At 40.8% G+C, this 20,159-nt stretch carries 15 protein-coding genes; 10 read left to right on the top strand and 5 right to left on the bottom strand.

Going from position 1 to position 20,159, the window contains the following annotated elements:
- From MOJ78_RS08165 to MOJ78_RS08180, 4 genes are all read left to right on the top strand, one after another.
- The gene (locus MOJ78_RS08165; RefSeq protein ID WP_304980692.1) at positions 1 to 1,176 is read left to right on the top strand and encodes an exonuclease SbcCD subunit D; all 1,176 of its coding nucleotides are present in this window, start codon (positions 1 to 3) and stop codon (positions 1,174 to 1,176) included.
- Positions 1,173 to 4,580, top strand: a complete 3,408-nt coding sequence (locus MOJ78_RS08170; RefSeq protein WP_304980693.1) for an SbcC/MukB-like Walker B domain-containing protein — start codon at positions 1,173 to 1,175, stop codon at positions 4,578 to 4,580. The genes MOJ78_RS08165 and MOJ78_RS08170 overlap by 4 nt, the downstream gene beginning before the upstream one ends.
- 513 nt (positions 4,581 to 5,093) lie before the next feature.
- Positions 5,094 to 5,768 (top strand): hypothetical protein, encoded by a 675-nt coding sequence (locus MOJ78_RS08175; RefSeq protein ID WP_304980694.1) that lies wholly within the window; start codon positions 5,094 to 5,096, stop codon positions 5,766 to 5,768.
- A gap of 17 nt (positions 5,769 to 5,785) precedes the next feature.
- On the top strand, positions 5,786 to 7,042 hold the full coding sequence (locus tag MOJ78_RS08180) for an efflux RND transporter periplasmic adaptor subunit (RefSeq protein WP_304980695.1): 1,257 nt from the start codon (positions 5,786 to 5,788) through the stop codon (positions 7,040 to 7,042).
- A 78-nt stretch (positions 7,043 to 7,120) separates the two neighbouring features.
- Here MOJ78_RS08180 and MOJ78_RS08185 read toward each other — a convergent pair whose 3' ends face one another.
- Both MOJ78_RS08185 and MOJ78_RS08190 read right to left on the bottom strand, forming a co-directional pair.
- Positions 7,121 to 7,774, bottom strand: a complete 654-nt coding sequence (locus MOJ78_RS08185; RefSeq protein WP_304980696.1) for a PAQR family membrane homeostasis protein TrhA — start codon at positions 7,772 to 7,774, stop codon at positions 7,121 to 7,123.
- A gap of 32 nt (positions 7,775 to 7,806) precedes the next feature.
- The gene (locus MOJ78_RS08190) at positions 7,807 to 9,579 is read right to left on the bottom strand and encodes a B12-binding domain-containing radical SAM protein (RefSeq protein ID WP_304980697.1); all 1,773 of its coding nucleotides are present in this window, start codon (positions 9,577 to 9,579) and stop codon (positions 7,807 to 7,809) included.
- 182 nt (positions 9,580 to 9,761) lie between these two features.
- Here MOJ78_RS08190 and MOJ78_RS08195 point away from each other — a divergent pair, with 182 nt between their 5' ends.
- From MOJ78_RS08195 to MOJ78_RS08205, 3 genes are all read left to right on the top strand, one after another.
- A complete protein-coding gene (locus tag MOJ78_RS08195) occupies positions 9,762 to 10,049 on the top strand; it encodes a 4a-hydroxytetrahydrobiopterin dehydratase (RefSeq protein WP_304980698.1) in 288 nt (95 codons plus the stop codon).
- 9 nt (positions 10,050 to 10,058) lie between these two features.
- Positions 10,059 to 10,970, top strand: coding sequence for a fumarylacetoacetate hydrolase family protein (locus MOJ78_RS08200; protein ID WP_304980699.1), 912 nt, complete (start codon positions 10,059 to 10,061; stop codon positions 10,968 to 10,970).
- 79 nt (positions 10,971 to 11,049) lie between these two features.
- Positions 11,050 to 12,483 (top strand): NAD-dependent succinate-semialdehyde dehydrogenase, encoded by a 1,434-nt coding sequence (locus MOJ78_RS08205; protein WP_304980700.1) that lies wholly within the window; start codon positions 11,050 to 11,052, stop codon positions 12,481 to 12,483.
- An 80-nt stretch (positions 12,484 to 12,563) separates the two neighbouring features.
- Here the strand turns inward: MOJ78_RS08205 and MOJ78_RS08210 are convergent, their stop codons facing one another.
- Both MOJ78_RS08210 and MOJ78_RS08215 read right to left on the bottom strand, forming a co-directional pair.
- The gene (locus tag MOJ78_RS08210; protein WP_304980701.1) at positions 12,564 to 13,013 is read right to left on the bottom strand and encodes a hypothetical protein; all 450 of its coding nucleotides are present in this window, start codon (positions 13,011 to 13,013) and stop codon (positions 12,564 to 12,566) included.
- Positions 13,014 to 13,220: 207 nt separating this feature from the next.
- Positions 13,221 to 14,438, bottom strand: coding sequence for an ornithine--oxo-acid transaminase (locus tag MOJ78_RS08215; protein WP_304980702.1), 1,218 nt, complete (start codon positions 14,436 to 14,438; stop codon positions 13,221 to 13,223).
- A 148-nt stretch (positions 14,439 to 14,586) separates the two neighbouring features.
- Between MOJ78_RS08215 and MOJ78_RS08220 the strand changes: the two genes are divergently transcribed.
- Positions 14,587 to 14,946: a YisL family protein gene (locus MOJ78_RS08220; protein WP_304980703.1), complete on the top strand. Its 360-nt coding sequence runs from the start codon at positions 14,587 to 14,589 to the stop codon at positions 14,944 to 14,946.
- Positions 14,947 to 15,046: 100 nt separating this feature from the next.
- Here the strand turns inward: MOJ78_RS08220 and MOJ78_RS08225 are convergent, their stop codons facing one another.
- Entirely contained in the window at positions 15,047 to 15,454 is a 408-nt protein-coding gene (locus tag MOJ78_RS08225) for a hypothetical protein (protein WP_304980704.1), read from the bottom strand.
- A gap of 299 nt (positions 15,455 to 15,753) precedes the next feature.
- Between MOJ78_RS08225 and MOJ78_RS08230 the strand changes: the two genes are divergently transcribed.
- Together MOJ78_RS08230 and MOJ78_RS08235 are read left to right on the top strand one after the other, a co-directional pair.
- Entirely contained in the window at positions 15,754 to 18,648 is a 2,895-nt protein-coding gene (locus MOJ78_RS08230; protein WP_304980705.1) for a bifunctional diguanylate cyclase/phosphodiesterase, read from the top strand.
- Positions 18,649 to 18,798: 150 nt separating this feature from the next.
- Positions 18,799 to 19,986 carry an IS256 family transposase gene (locus tag MOJ78_RS08235; protein ID WP_304979369.1) on the top strand — a complete coding sequence of 396 codons (1,188 nt, stop codon included), beginning with the start codon at positions 18,799 to 18,801 and terminating at the stop codon, positions 19,984 to 19,986.
- Positions 19,987 to 20,159 lie beyond the last annotated feature (173 nt).

The following is a 20,159-nucleotide window of genomic DNA, read 5'->3' on the forward strand; positions in this document are numbered from 1 at the left end:
ATGAGGGTACTGCATACAGCGGATTGGCACTTAGGTCGAACGCTTGAAGGACGAAGCAGGATTGAAGAACAGGCTCAATTTTTGTCTGAGTTGAATGAGATTGTAAAGGAAGAGGATATTGATGTCATATTGATGGCAGGGGACGTATTTGACACTGTGAACCCTCCCGCAGCAGCAGAGCAGCTTTTTTATGAAAATATGGCTCAACTAACAGCAGATCGGAACTGTAAAATCGTTTTGATCTCGGGAAACCACGATAATCCAGACCGTTTATCGGCATCTGCACCAATTGCGGGATTACATGGAATTACGATTATAGGGTACCCCAAACTCGAACCGATTGAGCTTCAGGTGGACTCCTGTAACCAGACTTTGAAAATTGCGGCACTACCATATCCTTCTGAAGCAAGGCTTAATGAAGTTCTGACTGAATCCGTAGAAGAAGAAGCGTTGCAAAGTGCATATGACCAACGAATTGAAGCGATCTTCCAACAGATTTGCAAAGGGTTTGACGAAACGTCTGTAAACCTTGGCATGAGTCATATATATGTTGCGGGCGGAAGAGAAAGCGATTCGGAACGACCGATTCAAGTTGGTGGTGCTTACACTGTTTCAGCGAACGCACTCCCTTCACAGGTACAATATACTGCACTCGGACATCTTCATAGACCTCAAACAATCCAGAGAGCAAACAGTATAGCACGGTATTCAGGTTCACCATTATCCTATAGTTTCTCTGAAGCGGGTCAAGCGAAGTCGGTAACAATCCTTGATGTTATACCAGGGGAACAGCCTAAGATCAATGAGGTCCCTCTTTCTTCTGGAAAACCTCTCGTACGATGGAAGGCAGAAGAAGGATTGGCACAAATTCATCGATGGCTTGAAGAGAAAAAGGATACCAATGCATGGATAGACCTGGAAATTCACTTAAAGGATGCACTTAGTATGGAGGAGATTCAAAGGCTTAGAAATGCACACCCTGGTTTTATTCACATCCGTCCGGTTTTTGAAGAAATCCAAGCTTCCAACACCAACCAGCGAGTATCAGAGCTTCCGATCGATCAGTTGTTCACCCGTTTTTATGAACGGCAAACGAACGGTGGAACGCCTGATGATAATACCATTAAACTATTTTTAGAGCTCATCCAGCACGATGAAGGGAGTGCTGTTAAGTGAGGCCGATTCATTTGACTGTATCAGGCTTACATAGTTTCCGAGAAAAGCAGGAAATTGATTTCAGTTCCCTTTGTGAGGGAGGGGTGTTCGGCATTTTTGGTCCGACTGGTAGTGGGAAGTCTTCTCTCCTCGATGCAGTTACCCTCGCACTTTACGGGAAGGTAGAACGTGCAACCAACAATATTCAAGGAATAATGAATCATGCTGAAAAACAGCTGCATGTAGCTTTTACATTTGAACTTGGTGACCGTTCAATAGGACAGCGTTATCGTGTAGAGCGATCCTATCGAAGAACAAAGGATGACTCGGTAAGGACAAGCTCATGTCGTTTCATTGAAATTGAACGCGAAGAAGCCTTTGTACTTGCAGATAAAGAACGTGATGTAACCAATCAGGTTGAGACAGTACTCGGGTTGACACTCACTGATTTTACAAGGGCGGTTGTCCTTCCGCAGGGGAAATTTGCAGAATTTCTTTCGTTGAAAGGTGCCGATCGAAGGCAAATGCTGCAACGGCTCTTTCATCTTGAAAAATACGGCGACAGGTTGAATAGTCGACTTAAGCATCTGGTAGATGAAACGAGAACAGAGCTTGAGAAAATTCTTGCCGAGCAACAAGGACTAGGAAATGCCTCGAAGGAAGCGTTACAAGAAGCCGAGTTACAGCTTCAAAATGCAATTGAAGTTGTCAAACAAAAGGACGTAGGATTAAAAAATGTAACAAAACAATTTGAGGAATACCGACAAATATGGATATGGCAGGAAGAATTGCTCAAGGTCGAACAAAAGCTGAAGGAGTATGAAGCGAACCTTCCGCAAATCGAGGATCTTCACAAGCGTTTAAAAAAGGCTAGTGAAGCGGATTCACTGCTTGTATATGTCGATGAGTTAGATGGAGCGGCCAAGGAAAAAGCCTACTGGACTGAACGGAAAGAGAGACTTGTACAAAGTGTTAATCAGTCTAGAAACATTGTTCAGAAAACTAAGGAAGAACTTTCAACAGTTGTAGAAAAGCGCTCAATAGAAGAGCCTGTGCTATATAAACGTCTACAGGACTATGAGCAAGCTCAGAAGCTAGAGGTTGAACGAGATGAAAAGAGAGTACTCTTTCAAACCGAAAAAGGGAAATTGGTGCTCGATGAACGAAAGTTAAGTGAACAAGAGGGCGAATTGAATTCTCTTAAAACGAAAAAGCAGCTCGCTATCGAAAAGCAAGGGTCCATCAAAAAGGCCCTTGAACAAAAAACAATCAGTTTTGAGGATCGGAACCGTTTAAGAGAAGCATTATCCTTAAAAAAAGATATCCTTCTACACCAGAAAACAAGAGATGAACTGTTGAAGGAAAAACAGGAGAACGAGGAAAACAAGCAGCTGGCCGTTACGCAAGAGCAGATATTGGTTTCAAAACAGAGTAAGTATGTTCGACAGGTCCATCGTCTCCTCGGACAAACAGAAGGTATCTATAACCGGATATGCGAGCATGAGCGGGTTATTGAGCAATCGAAGGATCTGATCTCTCATTCTATTAAGGAGGCAGCTTCAAAACAAAAGGAAGCAGAAATCCATGAGCTTGCAAAACAAATTGCGAATCAATTGACAGATGGTCAGCCTTGTCCAGTTTGCGGTTCAATCGAGCATCCGAACCCTGTAATATTCGATATGTCAGGGAATGATTTTAATAAACAGCGTTCCGAGCTGGAGGAAATGCTTTCAAATATTCGAGCTGAAGAGGCTTCTATCGGTGATAATAAACGAGACCTTCAGCACATGTTCGGTACATTAAAGGACTACGTGGATTCGAACAAAAAGAACACTGAAGAAACGGCTGCTACTCTTTATGATCCGATTAGCGAGACAGTAAGTTCTACAAATGAACTCCTTGAATATTTACACCTTTTGCAGACCGAAACAAAGGGATTTTATCAGGATGTAATCGAGCTGATCGAGGAGCGGGACGATGCAATTTCGGGGCTCAATAAGTTAGATAAACAACGCATCGAATTGAGGTCAAAGCTTGATACGCTAAATGATGACATGAAGAAAATCAATAAGAAGTTGACGGAGTGTGAAGAACAGCTTCAAGCGTTGGACACTTCGTGGTCATCTCATTTCAGCACATACACATTTGATACGCTTGAAAAGAAACAAGAGGAAATGGACAAGCTTGACCAAGAAGCAGCTGAGTTAACACAACGTTATGATACAAGTGTCGGCTATATTGATAAGGTTGATAAAGCAATAGACAAAGCGGCAGGAGAGTATCAAAATCTTCAATTGAGCGTAACGAAATTATCGTCGACCGTTGCTGAGCTTAACGATCGTTGTCAAGAAACCAAAAGAAAGATACAAGAAATTTGTGGAAATCAACCTGCAAGTGAGTTACTTCAAATGGTTAAATTGGAACTTTTGAAACTAAAAGAGAATGAAGCAGCGGCCCGTAAACATTGGGACGAAGAAAATGAGAACTTTCAAAACCTAGAAAAAGAACTTGAGGGTGCGAAACAGTCGGCGAATCAAGCTGATAAACGTGTAAATGCGGCAGTTTCAAAGTGGGAAGAAAAGCGAAATCAATCAATCTTTAATGAGAAATACGAGGTAAAAGAAGCATTAGTTCAATCTGAGACCCAAAACCAATGGGAAAAAGAAATTAAGTCCTTTTCCTCTGCTTATCAAAACATTCAGCATGATCAGAAAAAGCTGAGTGAACGGTTACAAAATAAAACAATTACTCAAGAAGAATGGTCGAATGTTACTGTTGGCCTTGAAAAGGCAAAGAATGAAAAGGATGTAGCACTAAGCGAGAAGGCGGGACTTGTAGTAACCGTCAATGACTTGAAAACGCGGACTGAAAAATTCGAAGCGCTCGAACAAAAAAGAGTTGAAACCGAAGAATTGTCTGAACGGCTCGGCAAACTACAGGCCGTTTTTAGAGGAAATGGATTTGTCGAATTCATTGCTGAGGAACAATTGATTCAGGTTGCTACAATTGCATCCGAACGTTTAGGTGAACTGACGAAGCACCGGTATGCATTAGAGGTGGATTCTTCAGGCGGATTCATCATAAGGGATGATGCAAACGGTGGGATCAGAAGACCGGTCTCCTCTTTATCCGGTGGTGAAACGTTCCTCACCTCACTTGCACTCGCCTTATCTTTATCCGCACAGATCCAGCTTCAAGGCCAGCATCCGTTAGAATTCTTCTTCCTTGATGAGGGATTCGGAACATTGGATCCGGAGTTGTTGGATACAGTTGTTACCGCACTCGAACGATTGCAAATGGAACAGCTATCGGTCGGCGTCATTTCACACGTTCCTGAATTACGGGCACGGTTACCTAAAAAGCTGATTGTCAATCCAGCTCAGCCAAGTGGAAAAGGAAGTACGGTATCAATCGAAACACTCTAAAAATACATGTATTCATGAAACCTGGTATTGTTCGATCTATTGGATATACCAGGTTTTTTCGATTATTGTCTCCGTATATGAATGATGCATCACGATTAGTAGTTCCATTTAGCTAAATATATCGATTTTGATCAAAGTAACAAGGAATTCAGTAAGATTTATCGAAAAATAGCTAGTACACATATGTTTAACTGTGAGTTTAGAAAGTAGATGAATCAAAAACACAATTAGGAAGTTCGATAAAGAAAACTTGGCTAGCGCCAAGCCTTAGCGTAGGCGATCGCCTAAGTTGCGCTTATACTATAGAAAGTGTTTTTATACTTTCTTAACGTGCTAAAAACTTCATCCTGCGGTTACTCGGCGTGAATTCGCAAAGAAGCGATACAATGTAGTCCTGTGAAAACGTCGAACTGACTCACATCGTGTACAGCCCAATGGTAAAATATGATATTTCAGTAGATTTCTGATACGATAAAGAGTGTCATCATGTAGAGCATAAAGGGGGTAAACAGAGTGGAACATCATGTTCAAATTTGGAAGGGCTTATTAAGACCGAAAGAAACGGTACATACATTACGAGAATCTACCAATATTCAAGGGTACCGATTACGATTGCTCATCTTACTATTATGCAGTTCAATCGTATTCGGGTTGTTATTTTATGTCAACTCAGAAGAATGGTTAAATATGCCGGACGCTAGAGCAATGAATCTATCAGATGGACAACAATTAGCTGCTTCGATTCTGATCGGGGTTGGAGGAGCGATTGCTGGCCTCGTCATTCCGTTTGTATTAATCGGCGCAGGAGCCTTATCTTCATGGGGTTTTTTCCGTGATTTAGGTTTTAAAAAGCTGTTCGTACTGAATACGTACTTATTTGTCATCATTCTCTTCGGATTAGCAGCGAACATTCCATTCATGCTGAAGTTTGGTTCAACTGAAATCCTTTCTCCGTTTGGCTTTGGACCATGGGTGAAGCTTTTGACTGACAATGTTTTTCTATTTACACTTGCAGGTTGGGTAACGCTATTCTTCATTTGGCATTTAATCGCTTCTACCCGACTTCTGCATGAAGCATCTTTGAAATCAAGTCGATACGTGTACACCGTTTCGATTGGATTGCACGTTGGATTTATTTTAGTCGTATCGTTAATCAATAGCATGTACCATATGCATCTGAATGGATAGAAACGGAGGGTAATAGCTTGAACCGATACATAAAAAGGGGGCTGATCGGGTTACCGGTCATTCTTTTCATAATAATCAATATGTATTTATTTATATTGGATCATACGTTATTTGCTAGAGAAAAACCGTATGATGTTGTCACGATTGATAAGAGAGATTTGAAAAAAGGCATTGAGACAACGGGTGTCATAGTGCCCCTTGAAAAACAAGAAATTTATAATGAGCCGTATCGAGGAGAGATCGAAGAAATCCTCGTTCAAGTAGGTGATCAGGTCAATGCTGGAACGGCGATCATCGAGTATCAATCTTCTGAAATCGAGAACGAAATTGCTCGTTTAGAGGATGAAATTACAGAACTCGAAACCGAACAAGACTATTACGAAGACCGTGCCGTTCTAATTAGCACTCAAATTAGTCAAGAATCAAGCAAGGAAGATGATGAAAAGAATCAGTCGACGATCTACCTTTTGGAACAGGAAGAGGCAGAAGCTGAATATCAAGCGGAACAAGCCGAGGATATGATTGATTCAAAGGAAAATGAAATTGATCGACTGGAAGAATTGCAGGAAGATAAGACAGTCGATAGTTCAATATCCGGTATAGTCAAAAAGATCAATCCGAATGGTGCATCAAGTCAGGAGCCGATTGTAACGATTGTAAGTGAAAACAATGTAATTGCAAGAGCTTATTTATCGGAACAAGATATGTTTTTATTAAAAGAAAGTGATCCAGTAACGATACAATCTGGTTATAAAGAAGAAATTGAATGGGCGGGATCCGTTCTTGCAATTGGTACACCTGTTGAAAAAGAAGGGGAAAAGCTATATCCTGTCGATATCAGTTTAGAGTCGGATTCAGAAAAGCAATTGCCTCTGGGTAGTACGGTGAAAATAGTGATGAATCCAGTTGCAGTAATGGACGCTGTCGCGGTTAAAGAGGAATCTATCATGCATGTCGATGGAGATGATTACGTCCTCGTTGTTAAAAAGGATTATATTGATAAGCGAAAAGTGACCTTCGGCTATAAAAATGAACCTTATCAACAAATTACGAAGGGGCTCAAAGCAGGCGAAACGATCGTAAAACAACCGAATCGCCTCCTCGTTGATACTATGGAAATTGAAACGGAAAAGAAGAAGGAAAAGAAAGACAAGAAGGATCAAGACACACCTGAAAAGGAAAATGACGGGAATAATGCAGTTGGAAACGAACAAGGGACAGATTCAGACCCATCGGCAGACATTCCTGACGCAAATGAGGATGAAAATCAATAGTAATAGGATCTAAACCAGATTAATATAGAAAAGGGGATGGCGTGTTTATGGCCATCCCCTTTCTGATTCCAAGTTCATTCAAATATTATGAATAGGTAACACGTAAAGTAGTACCGCAAAAAAGTGAACAGCGGTTCCGGCTAGTACAAACATGTGCCAAACCGCGTGATGGTAAGGGAATGCACGCCATACATAAAAGATCGTCCCGACTGTATAAATCAAACCGCCGATGATGAATAAGGTCATCCCTCGGTCGGGAAGTGTCGTCACAAGCGGTTGCCATGCTATTACAACGAGCCAACCCATTACAACATAGATCAAAGTCGAGATGAACAAAAACCGCTTAACGAAAAACGCCTTGAAAAAGACTCCGAAAATCGCGATTCCCCATACGACACCAAACAGTGACCATCCTAACGCTCCTTTTACAACGACAAATAGAAAAGGTGTGTATGTTCCTGCAATAAATAAGTAAATCGCTGAATGGTCAAAGATTTCAAACAAATCCTTTAGTTTTCCTTCTTGGAAGCTATGCACTAAGGTCGAAGCAGTATAGAGTATCAACATCGTTGCTCCGTAGATTGAAAAGCTGACAATATGCCAGACTGAACCATCAATGACAGCATTGACAACGAGTAACACGAGAGCGACGATACTGAATACAACGCCGATACCGTGAGTGATCGCATTAACAAGCTCTTCTTTTCTCGTGTACGTATGGGTGTTGGCCATTATTGACCTCCTCGTATTAATTAAGAATCGTATTACATCAGTACACCGGCATTCTGCATTTGTTCTTCAGGAACTGTAAACAGCTGAGTGACATGTGTTTTAGGGTCAAAGTAGATAATCATCAATACAGTCTTTTCAATAATCAAACCGTCTTCGATAAATTGAGTTATATCAAAAGGGATCTGTTCAATCATCACATGTTTGTGTAGTTCTTTTTCACTTAAAGAAAGTGCTTCAAATTGTTCGGATACCTCAGATGCATGGTCCGATAAGAATTTCAAATAGCTGGATTGTTGCTTTTTATCCATCGAAAAATCCCACCATGGTTTACGCGGTTTATGCTTTTGACGGATAAAATAATCGTATTTCATCAAGCCTTCAATCAACTCAAATCGTTCCGCCTCGGCTTCTTTTAAAAACGATCGAAGTCTTAAAAAGAGATCTTCAAGCTGGTGGCCGATCCTTGACCAGCCTTGGCGTTCCCAATAATCACCGTAGGTTTGGAAAAAATCGAAGGCAGAAGGGAAAACCCGCCCAATCAAGTACTCGACCGTTGCATCCATTCGGTGATCATTCCAGTACTTCTCGAGAACGTCCTCGACCCGTTTTATTTTAATAATTTCATCGAACGACAAAACATTATTCCCGAGAATTTCGTAAGGTGCTTTATCCATGTATATATAATCATGCTCGTCTGCGCGAATACGCAGGCCTGTCCCACGTAACATTTTCAGAAAACCAAGCTGTACCTCTTCAATTCGAAATGCGAATACATCGTTGAATGTTTTTCGGAATGAGTCATAATTTTCCTCAGGCAAACCAGCAATCAAGTCTAAATGCTGAACGATTTTCCCACCATCACGAACCGTTGTGACCGTACGTGTCAGCTTTTCAAAGTTTTGTCGGCGTTCTACGAGTTCGTTCGTATTATCATTCGTCGATTGTACACCGATTTCAAATCGAAAAAGACCTTTCGGTGCATGCTCATTTAAATACTCAATAACCTCTGGCCGCATGATATCTGCAGTGATTTCAAACTGGAATACGGTTCCTGGACGATGTTCAGTGATAAGGAACTCGAACATCTCCAATGCGTAATCTCTGCGAATATTAAACGTTCGATCTACGAATTTAATCGTTTTGGCACCGTTTTCCATTAAAAAACGGATCTCTTCTTTCATCATTTCGATGTCAAAATAACGGACACCAACCTCGATTGATGAAAGGCAAAAGGCGCAGGAGTATGGGCATCCTCGACTTGTTTCAATGTAAGTCACCCGTTTTGACAATTGAGAGAGATCCTCCTCAAACCGAAATGGTGTAGGCACTGTTTTTAAATCGAGCTTCGGACGTGGAGCAGTTCGGTGTGGCTTTCCATCTTTAAGATAAGCAATTCCAGCAACCGATCCAGGATCACCGCCAGACTCGATCATCTCTAAAAGGTCTTTAAAGGTTTCTTCACCTTCCCCCACTACAAAATAATCGACTTCTGGAAGTCTTTCTAACCAGTGGGGAACATCATAAGAGACTTCTGGTCCTCCAAGCACGATTTTAATCTCAGGGCGGATCTTTTTAAGCATTTCGATCAACGGTATTGTTTCTTCAATGTTCCAAATATAACAGCTGAATCCAATCACATCCGGGTCTTTAGAATAGAGGTCTGAGACAATATTCATGACAGGATCTTTAATTGTATACTCAGCCATTTCTATTTTGAAATCAGGTTTGCAAAACGCTTTAAGGTAGCGCAATGCAAGGGATGTATGGATGTATTTTGCATTTAGTGTACTTACAATAATGTTCATTTTCATTCACTCCAACAGACTTCTTTTTAATCAAACCTCTTGTAACACTTCATTCTAGCATAAAATAGCATTTTCCTTTACTATTCATTCGAAAAAAGGATTTTATAAGAAGTTCATTGAAGTATATACAATAATATGGTTTAGAGCAACGAACGAGTACAAGTATATAAGGAGGATTACTATTGGAACGATTATCCGAGGAACAAATCAAAAGCATATTAGAATCATTAGAAGGATGGAAGTTAGAAGATGAAAAGTGGATCGTTAAAAAATACCGGTTCAAAAACTACCTTGACGGAATTAAATTCGTGTCTGAGATTGCTTACGTATCAGAAGAAGCAAGTCACCATCCCTTGATCTCTGTCGATTATAAACTGGTTACCGTTAAATTAAGCTCATGGAAGGCTAAGGGTTTAACAGAACTTGATTTTAAGCTAGCCATTGATTACGATCGCTGTTACCAACAATGAGGTGAAATGATGAAGTTTGTTACTGTAATGTATCGAAATGACCAAATCATTGGCGTTGTATCGAATGAAAAGCCACTGGAAATACTCAATTTAACAGAAGCTGCACAAAATTTCGCCTACTCTTTACCTCCGACACTTTTAGATGGGATACGTCAGGGTGAATCTTTTACTAAAATGGTGGAAGAGATAATGGGCAAGATTCAATCTGACAGCGGTAGGTCCAAATATATTTTACAAGGCGAGGATTTCAATTTGCTGGCCCCGATTCCGAAACCGGCCAAAAACATCTTCTGTATCGGTAAAAATTATCGTGATCACGCGCTTGAATTAGGGACGGAAGCAGATATTCCAGAAGTTCCGATGGTCTTTTCGAAAACCCCGACGACCGTTATCGGACCAGGTGGGACGATAACGATATCCGACACAATCACAAAGGCTCTCGATTATGAGGGTGAACTAGCTGTAGTAATCGGGAAGACTGGCAAAGGAATTAATCAAGATGAAGCATACAATTATGTGTTTGGGTACACGATATTGAATGATATCACTGCACGAGACCTCCAAACACGTCACAAGCAGTTTTTGATCGGAAAGAGTCTGGACTCAAGCTGTCCGATGGGACCTTACCTCGTCCATAAAAATTCAGTTGATTCGCCGAATGAATTACATATTAAAACAACGGTAAACGGTGAGGTTCGACAGGATGCAAATACGTCTCAGATGATCTTTGATATACCTACCTTGATTGAAACGCTCTCAAAGGGAATGACTTTGGAAGCTGGTGATATCATTGCAACAGGAACCCCTGCTGGAGTGGGGAAAGGATTTGATCCTCCAAAATATTTACAGGATTCGGATGTTGTATCCATTGAAATTGAGAAGTTGGGGAACTTGACGAACACGGTAGCAAAGAATGTTTAAGATTTCCTCGTAAATGGAATTGTTTTAATAGTACTTCTAAAAATTCTCTTTAATGCTGGTATAAATAGGAGGCGTTAAGATGGAAAAAGGAATCTACGTAAACGGGGAGTGGACGGGAAAGGATCTCGAAAAAGTAGAGGTGATCAATCCGGCCACTGGTGAGCTAGTCGGAACAGTGCCGAAAGCTGGGAAAAAGGAAACACGTAATGCAATCGAGGCTGCGAACGAAGCTTTCAAAACATGGTCGAAAACAACCGCATATGAGCGAGCAGAATATCTCGAAAAGTTTTACGAATTAGTGATCAAACATGAAGATGAACTAGCGGAAATCATGACGCTTGAAATGGGAAAACCACTTAAAGAATCAAAAGGTGAAGCTCAGTATGCGGCGTCATTCCTGAAATGGTTTGCTGAAGAAGGAAAACGTATATATGGGCGAACGATTCCTCCATCCAAGCACAACAAAAGGATGCAGGTCAATAAACAACCAGTTGGTGTTGTCGGTGCCATTACACCATGGAACTTTCCTGCTGCGATGATCACCCGGAAACTGGCTCCTGCTTTGGCAGCCGGGTGTACAATTGTTATCAAACCACCAAATGAAACGCCATTGACGGCAGTTCGACTTATAGAATTATGTGAGGAAGCGGGTATTCCTAAAGGTGTTGTAAATCTTGTAACAGGGAAGTCATCTGAAATCGGAGAAGAAATCATGTCGAATCCTAGAGTGAAGAAGCTTACGTTCACTGGATCGACAGAGGTCGGTAAAATCTTGATGAAGCAAGCAGCTGAAAATGTTATGAAAATATCACTTGAGCTTGGCGGACATGCACCGATCGTCGTTTTGGATGATGCTGATATCGACTTAGCTGCTCAACAAACGGTCGCATCCAAATTCCGTAATGGAGGCCAAACGTGTATTAGCGGCAACAGGGTCTATGTTCAGGAAAAAGTCTACGATGCATTTATTGAAAAAGTAGTCGCTGCAGCAGAAAAGTTAAGAATCGGTAATGGTATGGAAGAAGGTGTCGATGTCGGCCCTTTAATCAATAAAGACGGTTATGAAAAAGTTGAAAAGCATGTTAAAAATGCCGTCAAACGAGGTGCAAAATGTGTGCTGGGTGGAAAAGGAAAAGAAGGGGAAAATGGAACCTACTATTACCATCCTACTGTTCTTATCGATGTTAAGCCCGATATGTTGATTATGAATGAAGAAACATTCGGACCTATAGTTCCAATCCAAAAGGTATCGACGGATGAGGAAACAATCAATTATGCAAACTCGACACCATTCGGACTAGCAGCATATGTGTTCAGTGAAAATTATAGCCGAGGACTTCGAGTTGCTGAAGCATTGGATTACGGAATCGTCGGTTGGAACGATGGATTACCTTCCGCTGCACAAGCACCGTTCGGCGGTATGAAGCAAAGCGGTATGGGACGTGAAGGTGGAAAGGAAGGCATCGAAGAATATCTCGAAACAAAGTATATTTCAATTGGATTGAAAGAATAAGCTCTAAAATACAACAGGACTGAAGGAGGCTAATCCCATTTTTTCTCAGGAAAAGCCTCTTTTTAATATGGTCTTTAAAATCAGGCTGGTTTTTTAAGCGCTGAGTAAGTGGGCGCTTTTTCTTTATGGAGAAGAGGGCTTGCGACAAGTAATAAAGCTATCGGAATCACAGCAAAGACCCCGACTGATACGAATTCATCTGCATTGGACAAAACATAAAGGGCACCGTTCGCACAAATAAAACCTGTTAAACAATCTAATCGTACATCTTGCTTCCTTTTTACGATGGCTTGAAGCAGTAAAAAGCAAGATAAAACTGGAGCCATGAGTATAAGAAACAGTGGGAGCATCTCGTGGAAGGAAACGGTAACAACACCGAGTTCTGTTAATTGCTGAGCAAGTTCACTTGTTTTAAATGGAAGCATGTATCCCGAAATCGTTACATTTGAAATGAAAAAAGGAACGTTGATCCATGGTAGGGCAAAACAAATGAGTAAGCCTGTGTGGAATAAAATCGATTTATTTTTCATGGTAGACCTCCGTTGAAGTTTTACTGACGACTCTACCATAGGCTTATTCAATTTAGGACAAATTCAGAACCGAAATACAAAATTGAAGGCCTGACAACCTCCTACATGACATTTTACAAAAACATGTCATGTAAATGGAGGAGTCAGACCTTATAAGATCCAATATTCGGAATTTTATCGAAAAAATTCGGTGTTCGTATTCAACTATTAAGCACTCAACACTTCTTTAATGCGTTCGATCGCCCAATCAAGGTCCTCTTTATCGATAATGAGTGGTGGTGCAAAACGAATCACTGTAGCATGCGTTTCTTTACATAATAATCCCATTTCCTTAAGCTTTTCGCAATACGGTCGTGCGGCTTCATCGAGCTCAACACCGATAAACAGACCGCGTCCACGAACTTCTCGAATTTTCGGATTGTTGATTTTCTTCAATTCATCCTGAAAATAATTCCCAAGCTCCAACGAACGCTCCACAAGCTTTTCGTCTTCTAACACTTCAAGGGAAGCGACGGAGACCGCACAAGCTAGAGGATTTCCTCCGAACGTTGAACCGTGAGAACCTGGTTCAAAAACGCCAAGAACTTCTTTATTGGCTGCAACACAGGAAATCGGGAATACGCCTCCACCGAGAGCCTTACCAAGAATGTACATATCCGGTTCGACGTTCTCCCAGTCACATGCAAATAGCTTTCCAGATCGACCAAGGCCTGATTGAATTTCATCAGCGACCATCAGTACATTTTCAGAAGAACACAATTCACGAGCTTCCTTCAAGAAACCGTCCGAAGGAATATTGATCCCTGCCTCACCTTGAATAGGTTCAAATAAGAATGCTGCTGTATTTTCATTAATTGCATTACGCAATGCATCGATATCGCCATAAGGTATAAGTTTAATTCCTGGAAGCATTGGTCCGAAGCCACGCTTGTATTCTGCTTCTGATGAAAGGGATACTGCTGTCATCGTTCTACCGTGGAAGTTTCCTTCACATGCAATGATTTCAGCCTGATTTTCGGTTACTCCTTTTACATCGTAAGCCCAGCGTCGTGCCGTTTTGACAGCAGTTTCAACTGCCTCCGCACCAGTATTCATAGGTAGTACCATGTCTTTGTTCGTAACTTGAGCAACCTTTTCATAAAATGGTGCTAACTGATCGTTGTGAAAAGCTCTCGACGTCAATGTCACACGGTCCGCTTGATCCTTGAGTGCTTGTATGATCTTCGGATGACGATGTCCCTGGTTGACCGCGGAATAAGCACTTAGCATATCCATGTACTTATTGCCTTCTGGGTCTTTAACCCAAACACCTTCCGCCTCGGAAATTACGATTGGGAGTGGGTGATAGTTTCTCGCTCCATATTGATCCGTTTTAGAAATGATCTGTTCCGTCTGATTCTTGTCCGTTACTCTGTTTTCGCTCATTTGTCACGCTCCATTCTGTTCAAAGTGGTTACATATCCCATTATAAATGAAAACGCTCTATCAAAACACCCCATACAGCAATTGATTTCCCATTCTAAAAAGGTTCATGGTAGAATGGGAATGATTGATTATAAGGAGGGCAAGTACTATGTCAGGAATGATTCATGCACACGTCTCCTCATGGGCGGTTGCGCTGATACTCTTTTTTGTAAGTTACTTTTTGCTTCGCGCTGGCAAAGCTAAAGGGCAAAAAATCACACACATGATTTTACGATTATTTTTTGTACTGATTGTTGTAACGGGTGGAATGATGCTCGTTAATTATCTGCAAGTAGGAATCGTCGAAGTATCCCTATTTATTAAGGCTTTACTAGGCATTTGGGTGATCGGTGCTATGGAAATGACGTTGGTTCGCAGGAAAAAAGGAGCTTCCACGACCGGGCCATGGATCCAGTTTGTGATTGCACTCATTCTCGTATTCATCTTTGGATATATGATTTTAGGATAATTAATAATAGACAAAAAGTTTTATATTTAAAAAGAGTGACCCACTTAGGGAGAAAAAATCTTCCGCTTGTGAGTCACTTTTTTATATTGTATGTATACAATCAATCAGTATCCTCGTTGTTACTCCAATCCTCTGCAAGTATCCTCATAATCGCATTTTCAATCGTATGCTCGGTCGGCTCTTTTGTATAGTATTCATCAATTTCATTTATGAACTCGGAAGGACTCTTTGAAACTGAAATGTCCCTTGTTTTCATAGCACTTAGAATATGTGCGGTAAACTCCAGTTTTTGCCGGTCTGAGAGCACAGCCCATTCGATCCCTGTTTGTTGGAGAAGCTCTTCAGGGTTTAATGGATCATAAGGTGATGGTGGAATTTCGGTTGTTGATTCCTGTTCGGATAACTTAGGTTCACCAATGAAAAAATCTGTAAAGCCTGGGCTGATTAAGATATAGGAAATCCCTGTTAAGACTGTTAATGTAAATAAACCGAATAGTATATTCTTCACCTGCATCATGCCTTTTACTTTTAGTTGATTACATCCAAAAACAGTATATCATTTCAATTATTAAAAAAAGACTCCATTTTTTATGCGGTTTTTGAAAAGTTCCAATAAGTAGGTTAATCAGACTACTAATTTGAAATAAAATGGATATTGATAGAGTAAAATAGTTATATTTTCACCCCGATATTGAATGGAATCATCGGTAACAAATGCCGATAAAAATGGTAGATAGAAATAGATAAGTAAGATTTTAGCAATTTACCAAAAGGATTTTCACCAAGGTCGTTCGGAAGGGTGTTTAAATGCGTACATACAGCACGAAGTATCGGAATAAAAGACAATTACAATTATTTATTGAAAAATATGAACTGCTGTCTGTCAGAAATCTCTTTATTCAAGTTTTTACAATGGAAAGTCGTGCAAGGATTTCCCGCCTTCTTACTTTTCTAAACAGTGAACTTCCGAATGCGTCATTGATCGGTTCGACCGTTGATGCTTCGATCTGTGATGAGCTTATCGCTGATGGAACGGTTCTTTCATTCACTGTTTTTGAAAAGTCTTATGTGACCGGAACAGCGGTGAGAGCCGAACATTCCCAATCAAGCTATGAAATGGGCACGAAATTAGCTGACCAGCTTGTTCACACCGATACAAAAGTAATCGTTTTGTTTGGTGACAGTCACAGTCTTGATAGCAAAGGGCTACTAACGGCTTTAGAAAATAGATGCCCGCATGTACTTATCACAGGCGGCAACAACATCGGAACGTCTAAGAATCGAAAGGGATTCCTGATTTCCAACGATGGGGTGATGGAATCCGGAGTTGTTGCTGTAAGTCTGAACGGCAGCGAACTAAGGGCCTCACTTCAGAAGAGTTCAGAATGGAATGCTGCAGGAAGGGCTTTTACTGTAACTGATGCTAATGATAAACGTATTTCAAAGCTCGAAAATAAACCAGTTCGTGACATTTACGACCAGTATCTCGGAAAAGAATTAACAACAAATCTCGTTGGCTCAAACTCTCCATTTCCATTAATGGTTAAAAAAGACGATGAATTAAAGCCGATAATGGTTGAGCAATTTTATCCTGATGGTTCAATTGCTCTCCTTGAGCCAATTAAACAAGGTGAAACGGTATATATTGGATATGGAGATGCAGGGATATTTTTGAATTCTGTACAATTCATCTTAGATCGTTTAAAAGAGGTTCCTGCTGAATCGGTTTATATGTATTCATGTTTAACGAGACGTAGGTTTTTCAAAAAAGGAATCGATGTTGAAATTAATACACTCAGGCAACTGCTTCCAACAGTAGGTGCATTTACTGCAGGAGAATATTATCATGAGAATGGGAAAAATGAACTTCTATCGTATGCGCTGACGTTTTTGACTCTTGCAGAAAAGGATGTATTTATTGAGGATTCCACATTTGAAAGTATAGAAGCAACTGATTTTCAAGACTTACTTGCTCTATCACAGTTGATTAAAGCATCAACAGAAGAGTTGGAGGCATTGAACAAATCGCTTAAAGAATCCGAACAGCGTTACAAATCTTTGTTTGATCATAACCCAGATGTCGTCTATGCAATGGATATGCAAGGAAACATTACAAGTGTAAACGAAACGCTGAAAAAAGTGCTTGGTTATGAGGTCAATCAGGTCGTCGGTCAAAGTGCTTTGTCCTTTTTGATCCCTGAAGAAAGGAATCGAGTCGCACACTTTTTTGGAAAAGCATTACAGAATCAACCACAGCATTTCACAACATTTGTTCGACATAAAAATGGACAAAGGGTTCTCTTTGACATCGCTAACATCCCGATTAAAGTGAATGAACAGGTAGTAGGGGTATTTGGTATCGCAAAGGATTTGGCTGAACAGGTTCAAGCGGAAAAGAAAATAGCTCAACTAGCTTATCATGATAGCTTGACAGGGTTGCCAAACAGACTTTTCTTCCACGATCGTTTAAATGAATCGATCCAACGCGCTGAGGAAACTGGTGAAGAACTGGCTGTATTGTTCGTCGACCTTGATGAATTTAAAATGATTAATGATAGTCTAGGACATCAATCTGGTGACAAGATATTGAAGCATATTGCAAAAAATCTAAGTAATATTACCCGTGATGAGCTATTTTTGGCTCGGTTTGGAGCAGATGAATTTTTAATTTTAGTACCGCGTGTTCGAACGATGGACGTTATCAATCAGCTCTCGCAAAATGTGTTAAGTATATTGAAAAAGCCTGTCGTCCTAAATAAGAAGGATTATGTCGTGTCAGGGAGTATTGGAATTAGTTTTTATCCGAAAGATGCTCGAAATGACGAGCAGCTTTTAAAAAATGCGAATATAGCGATGCACCGGGCAAAGCTGTCAGGAAGAAATAGTATTCAATATTTTACATCAGATATGAATGATACAATCGTTGAACGCCTTGAGCTTGAAAATCACCTAAGGAAAGCGATGCCGATGAACGAGCTTGAGGTTTATTATCAGCCTCAAATCAATTTATCGGATGGGAATGTTTTTGCATGTGAGGCGTTACTTCGTTGGAACCATACGAAAAGAGGAATGATTCCTCCGAACCAATTTATACCGATTGCTGAGGATGCTGGGTTAATAAACGAGATTGGTAAATGGGTACTTGAAAAGGCATGCCGACAAGCAAAGAAATGGCATGACCAAGGAATGAAGCATCTATCAATAAGTGTGAATGTATCCGGGAAGCAGTTTCAAAGGCTTGATTTCATAACAGAGGTCAAAGAAGCATTGGTGGTATCCGGGTTATGTGCATCCGCACTGCATATTGAAATAACAGAGAGTATCATGCTTGAGAATGTACCACATAGTGTGAAGGTTATCGATGAATTGCGAAATCACGGTGTGAAAATATCGGTTGATGATTTTGGAACAGGGTATTCTTCCTTAAGTTATTTAAAGGATTTTCCAATTGATATTTTAAAAATAGATCAAACATTCATTCGAAACCTCGAAGAAAAGAGTTCGGATGCTGCAATTGTAAAAGCAATTATCACGATGTGTGAGGGATTAGGGATTACAGTTTTGGCAGAGGGAGTAGAAACCGAACAGCAACTGAAAACATTAAAAAAATTCGGTTGTAAACAAATCCAGGGTTACTATATCAGTAAGCCCGTCATTCCCGCTAAAATCAATCAATTTCTGTTGAATGAGAACGTGATGTGATATTCGAGTTACACGCCAAAATCGTAAGTTACACGAGAAAATCGATGGTTTATAAAAGTATGTGTAGGGCCTTTTTCTAGACAATAGAAAAAGGACAAAGTACTCTCTAAGTTATCACCACAATAACCAAACGAGAGGAGCACTTTGTCCATGTCTCATTTTAACACGGAAAACCTGGACCTTGCCACTTTATTGAAGCTGTCCATGCAAGACATTCTGAAAGAAAAGGTAGAAATGATCCTTCGCGAAGAGATTAAAAATGTATTGAAAAGCGAACCTGTCGGGGAAAACAATGCACGGAACGGGTACTACTCACGAACGCTTGATACGATGTATGGCCGTATTGAAGACATGGACGTCCCACGGGACCGAAAAGGAGATTTCCAGACAGCTATGTTTGAACCGTATCAGCGACGAATGGTAGCTGTGGATGAACTGATCATCCAGCTCTATCAACACGGAGTGGGAGTCCGTCAGGTAGGTAAAATCATGAAAAGTCTTCTCGGGGACGACTACTCTCAAGGAACCATTTCAAACATCACTTCCACGGTAATGGAAGACGTGGTCGCCTGGCAAAAGCGCCCCTTGAAAAAGCGCTACTGTGCCCTTTTTCTAGATGCCCTGTTTGTAAAGGTACGCCGTGATACCGTTGGTAAGGAAGCCGTCTATATCGTTCTAGGAATCACGCCAGAAGGCCATCGGGAAATCCTCGGTTTTTACGTAGGGGGTATCGAGACGTCAAATGGTTGGCGTGAAATACTGGATGATTTACGCGAAAGGGGTGTCGAAGAGGTATTACTTGGTGTTTTTGATGGACTTCCTGGACTGGAAGAGGCGTTCCGCACCTCATTTCCAAAGGCGGATGTTCAGCGTTGCATTGTCCACAAAGTAAGAACGACTTTGAATAAAGTCCGCAAAAAGGATCAGGCCGAGTTTAGTCAGGATCTCAAGGAGGTCTATTCTGCCGAATCCTACGAAGAAGCGGAAGAAGCCTTTAACATAGTGAAGGGAAAATGGAAGAAACGATATAGTCGGGAACTGAAACTTTGGGAAGAAGAACTCTCTGTACTGCTTACGTTTCTCAACTATCCAAAATCGATTCGTAAGTTCATCTATACGACGAATCTTATCGAGCGTACAAACAAAGAAGTAAGAAAGCGACTCAAGACTATGAACAGTTTACCAAACATCGAGGCAGCTGAGAAAATCATCTATTTGACGGCCGCTGATTATAACGAGCGTTGGGCTAGAAGGAAACTCGCTGGCTTTAATCAGGCACTTGAGCACCTACAAAAACTGTTTATAGTACGATATGGTTCAGACAAGATTGAGGGATAAGCAGGCGTGAGTTGGTGCTCCGGAGGTGTCCGGAGCACCAACTCAACCTACCCAAGGGGTAACTTAAGAAGGTATATATGCTTACACATAATTATTGACACAACCAGAAAATCTTGAGTTAGACGAGAAAAATCAGAATTACACGCCAAATTACAGAAGGCTGACAAAATTCA

The organism is Alkalihalobacillus sp. AL-G (assembly GCF_030643805.1).
Lineage (GTDB): Bacteria > Bacillota > Bacilli > Bacillales > Fictibacillaceae > Pseudalkalibacillus.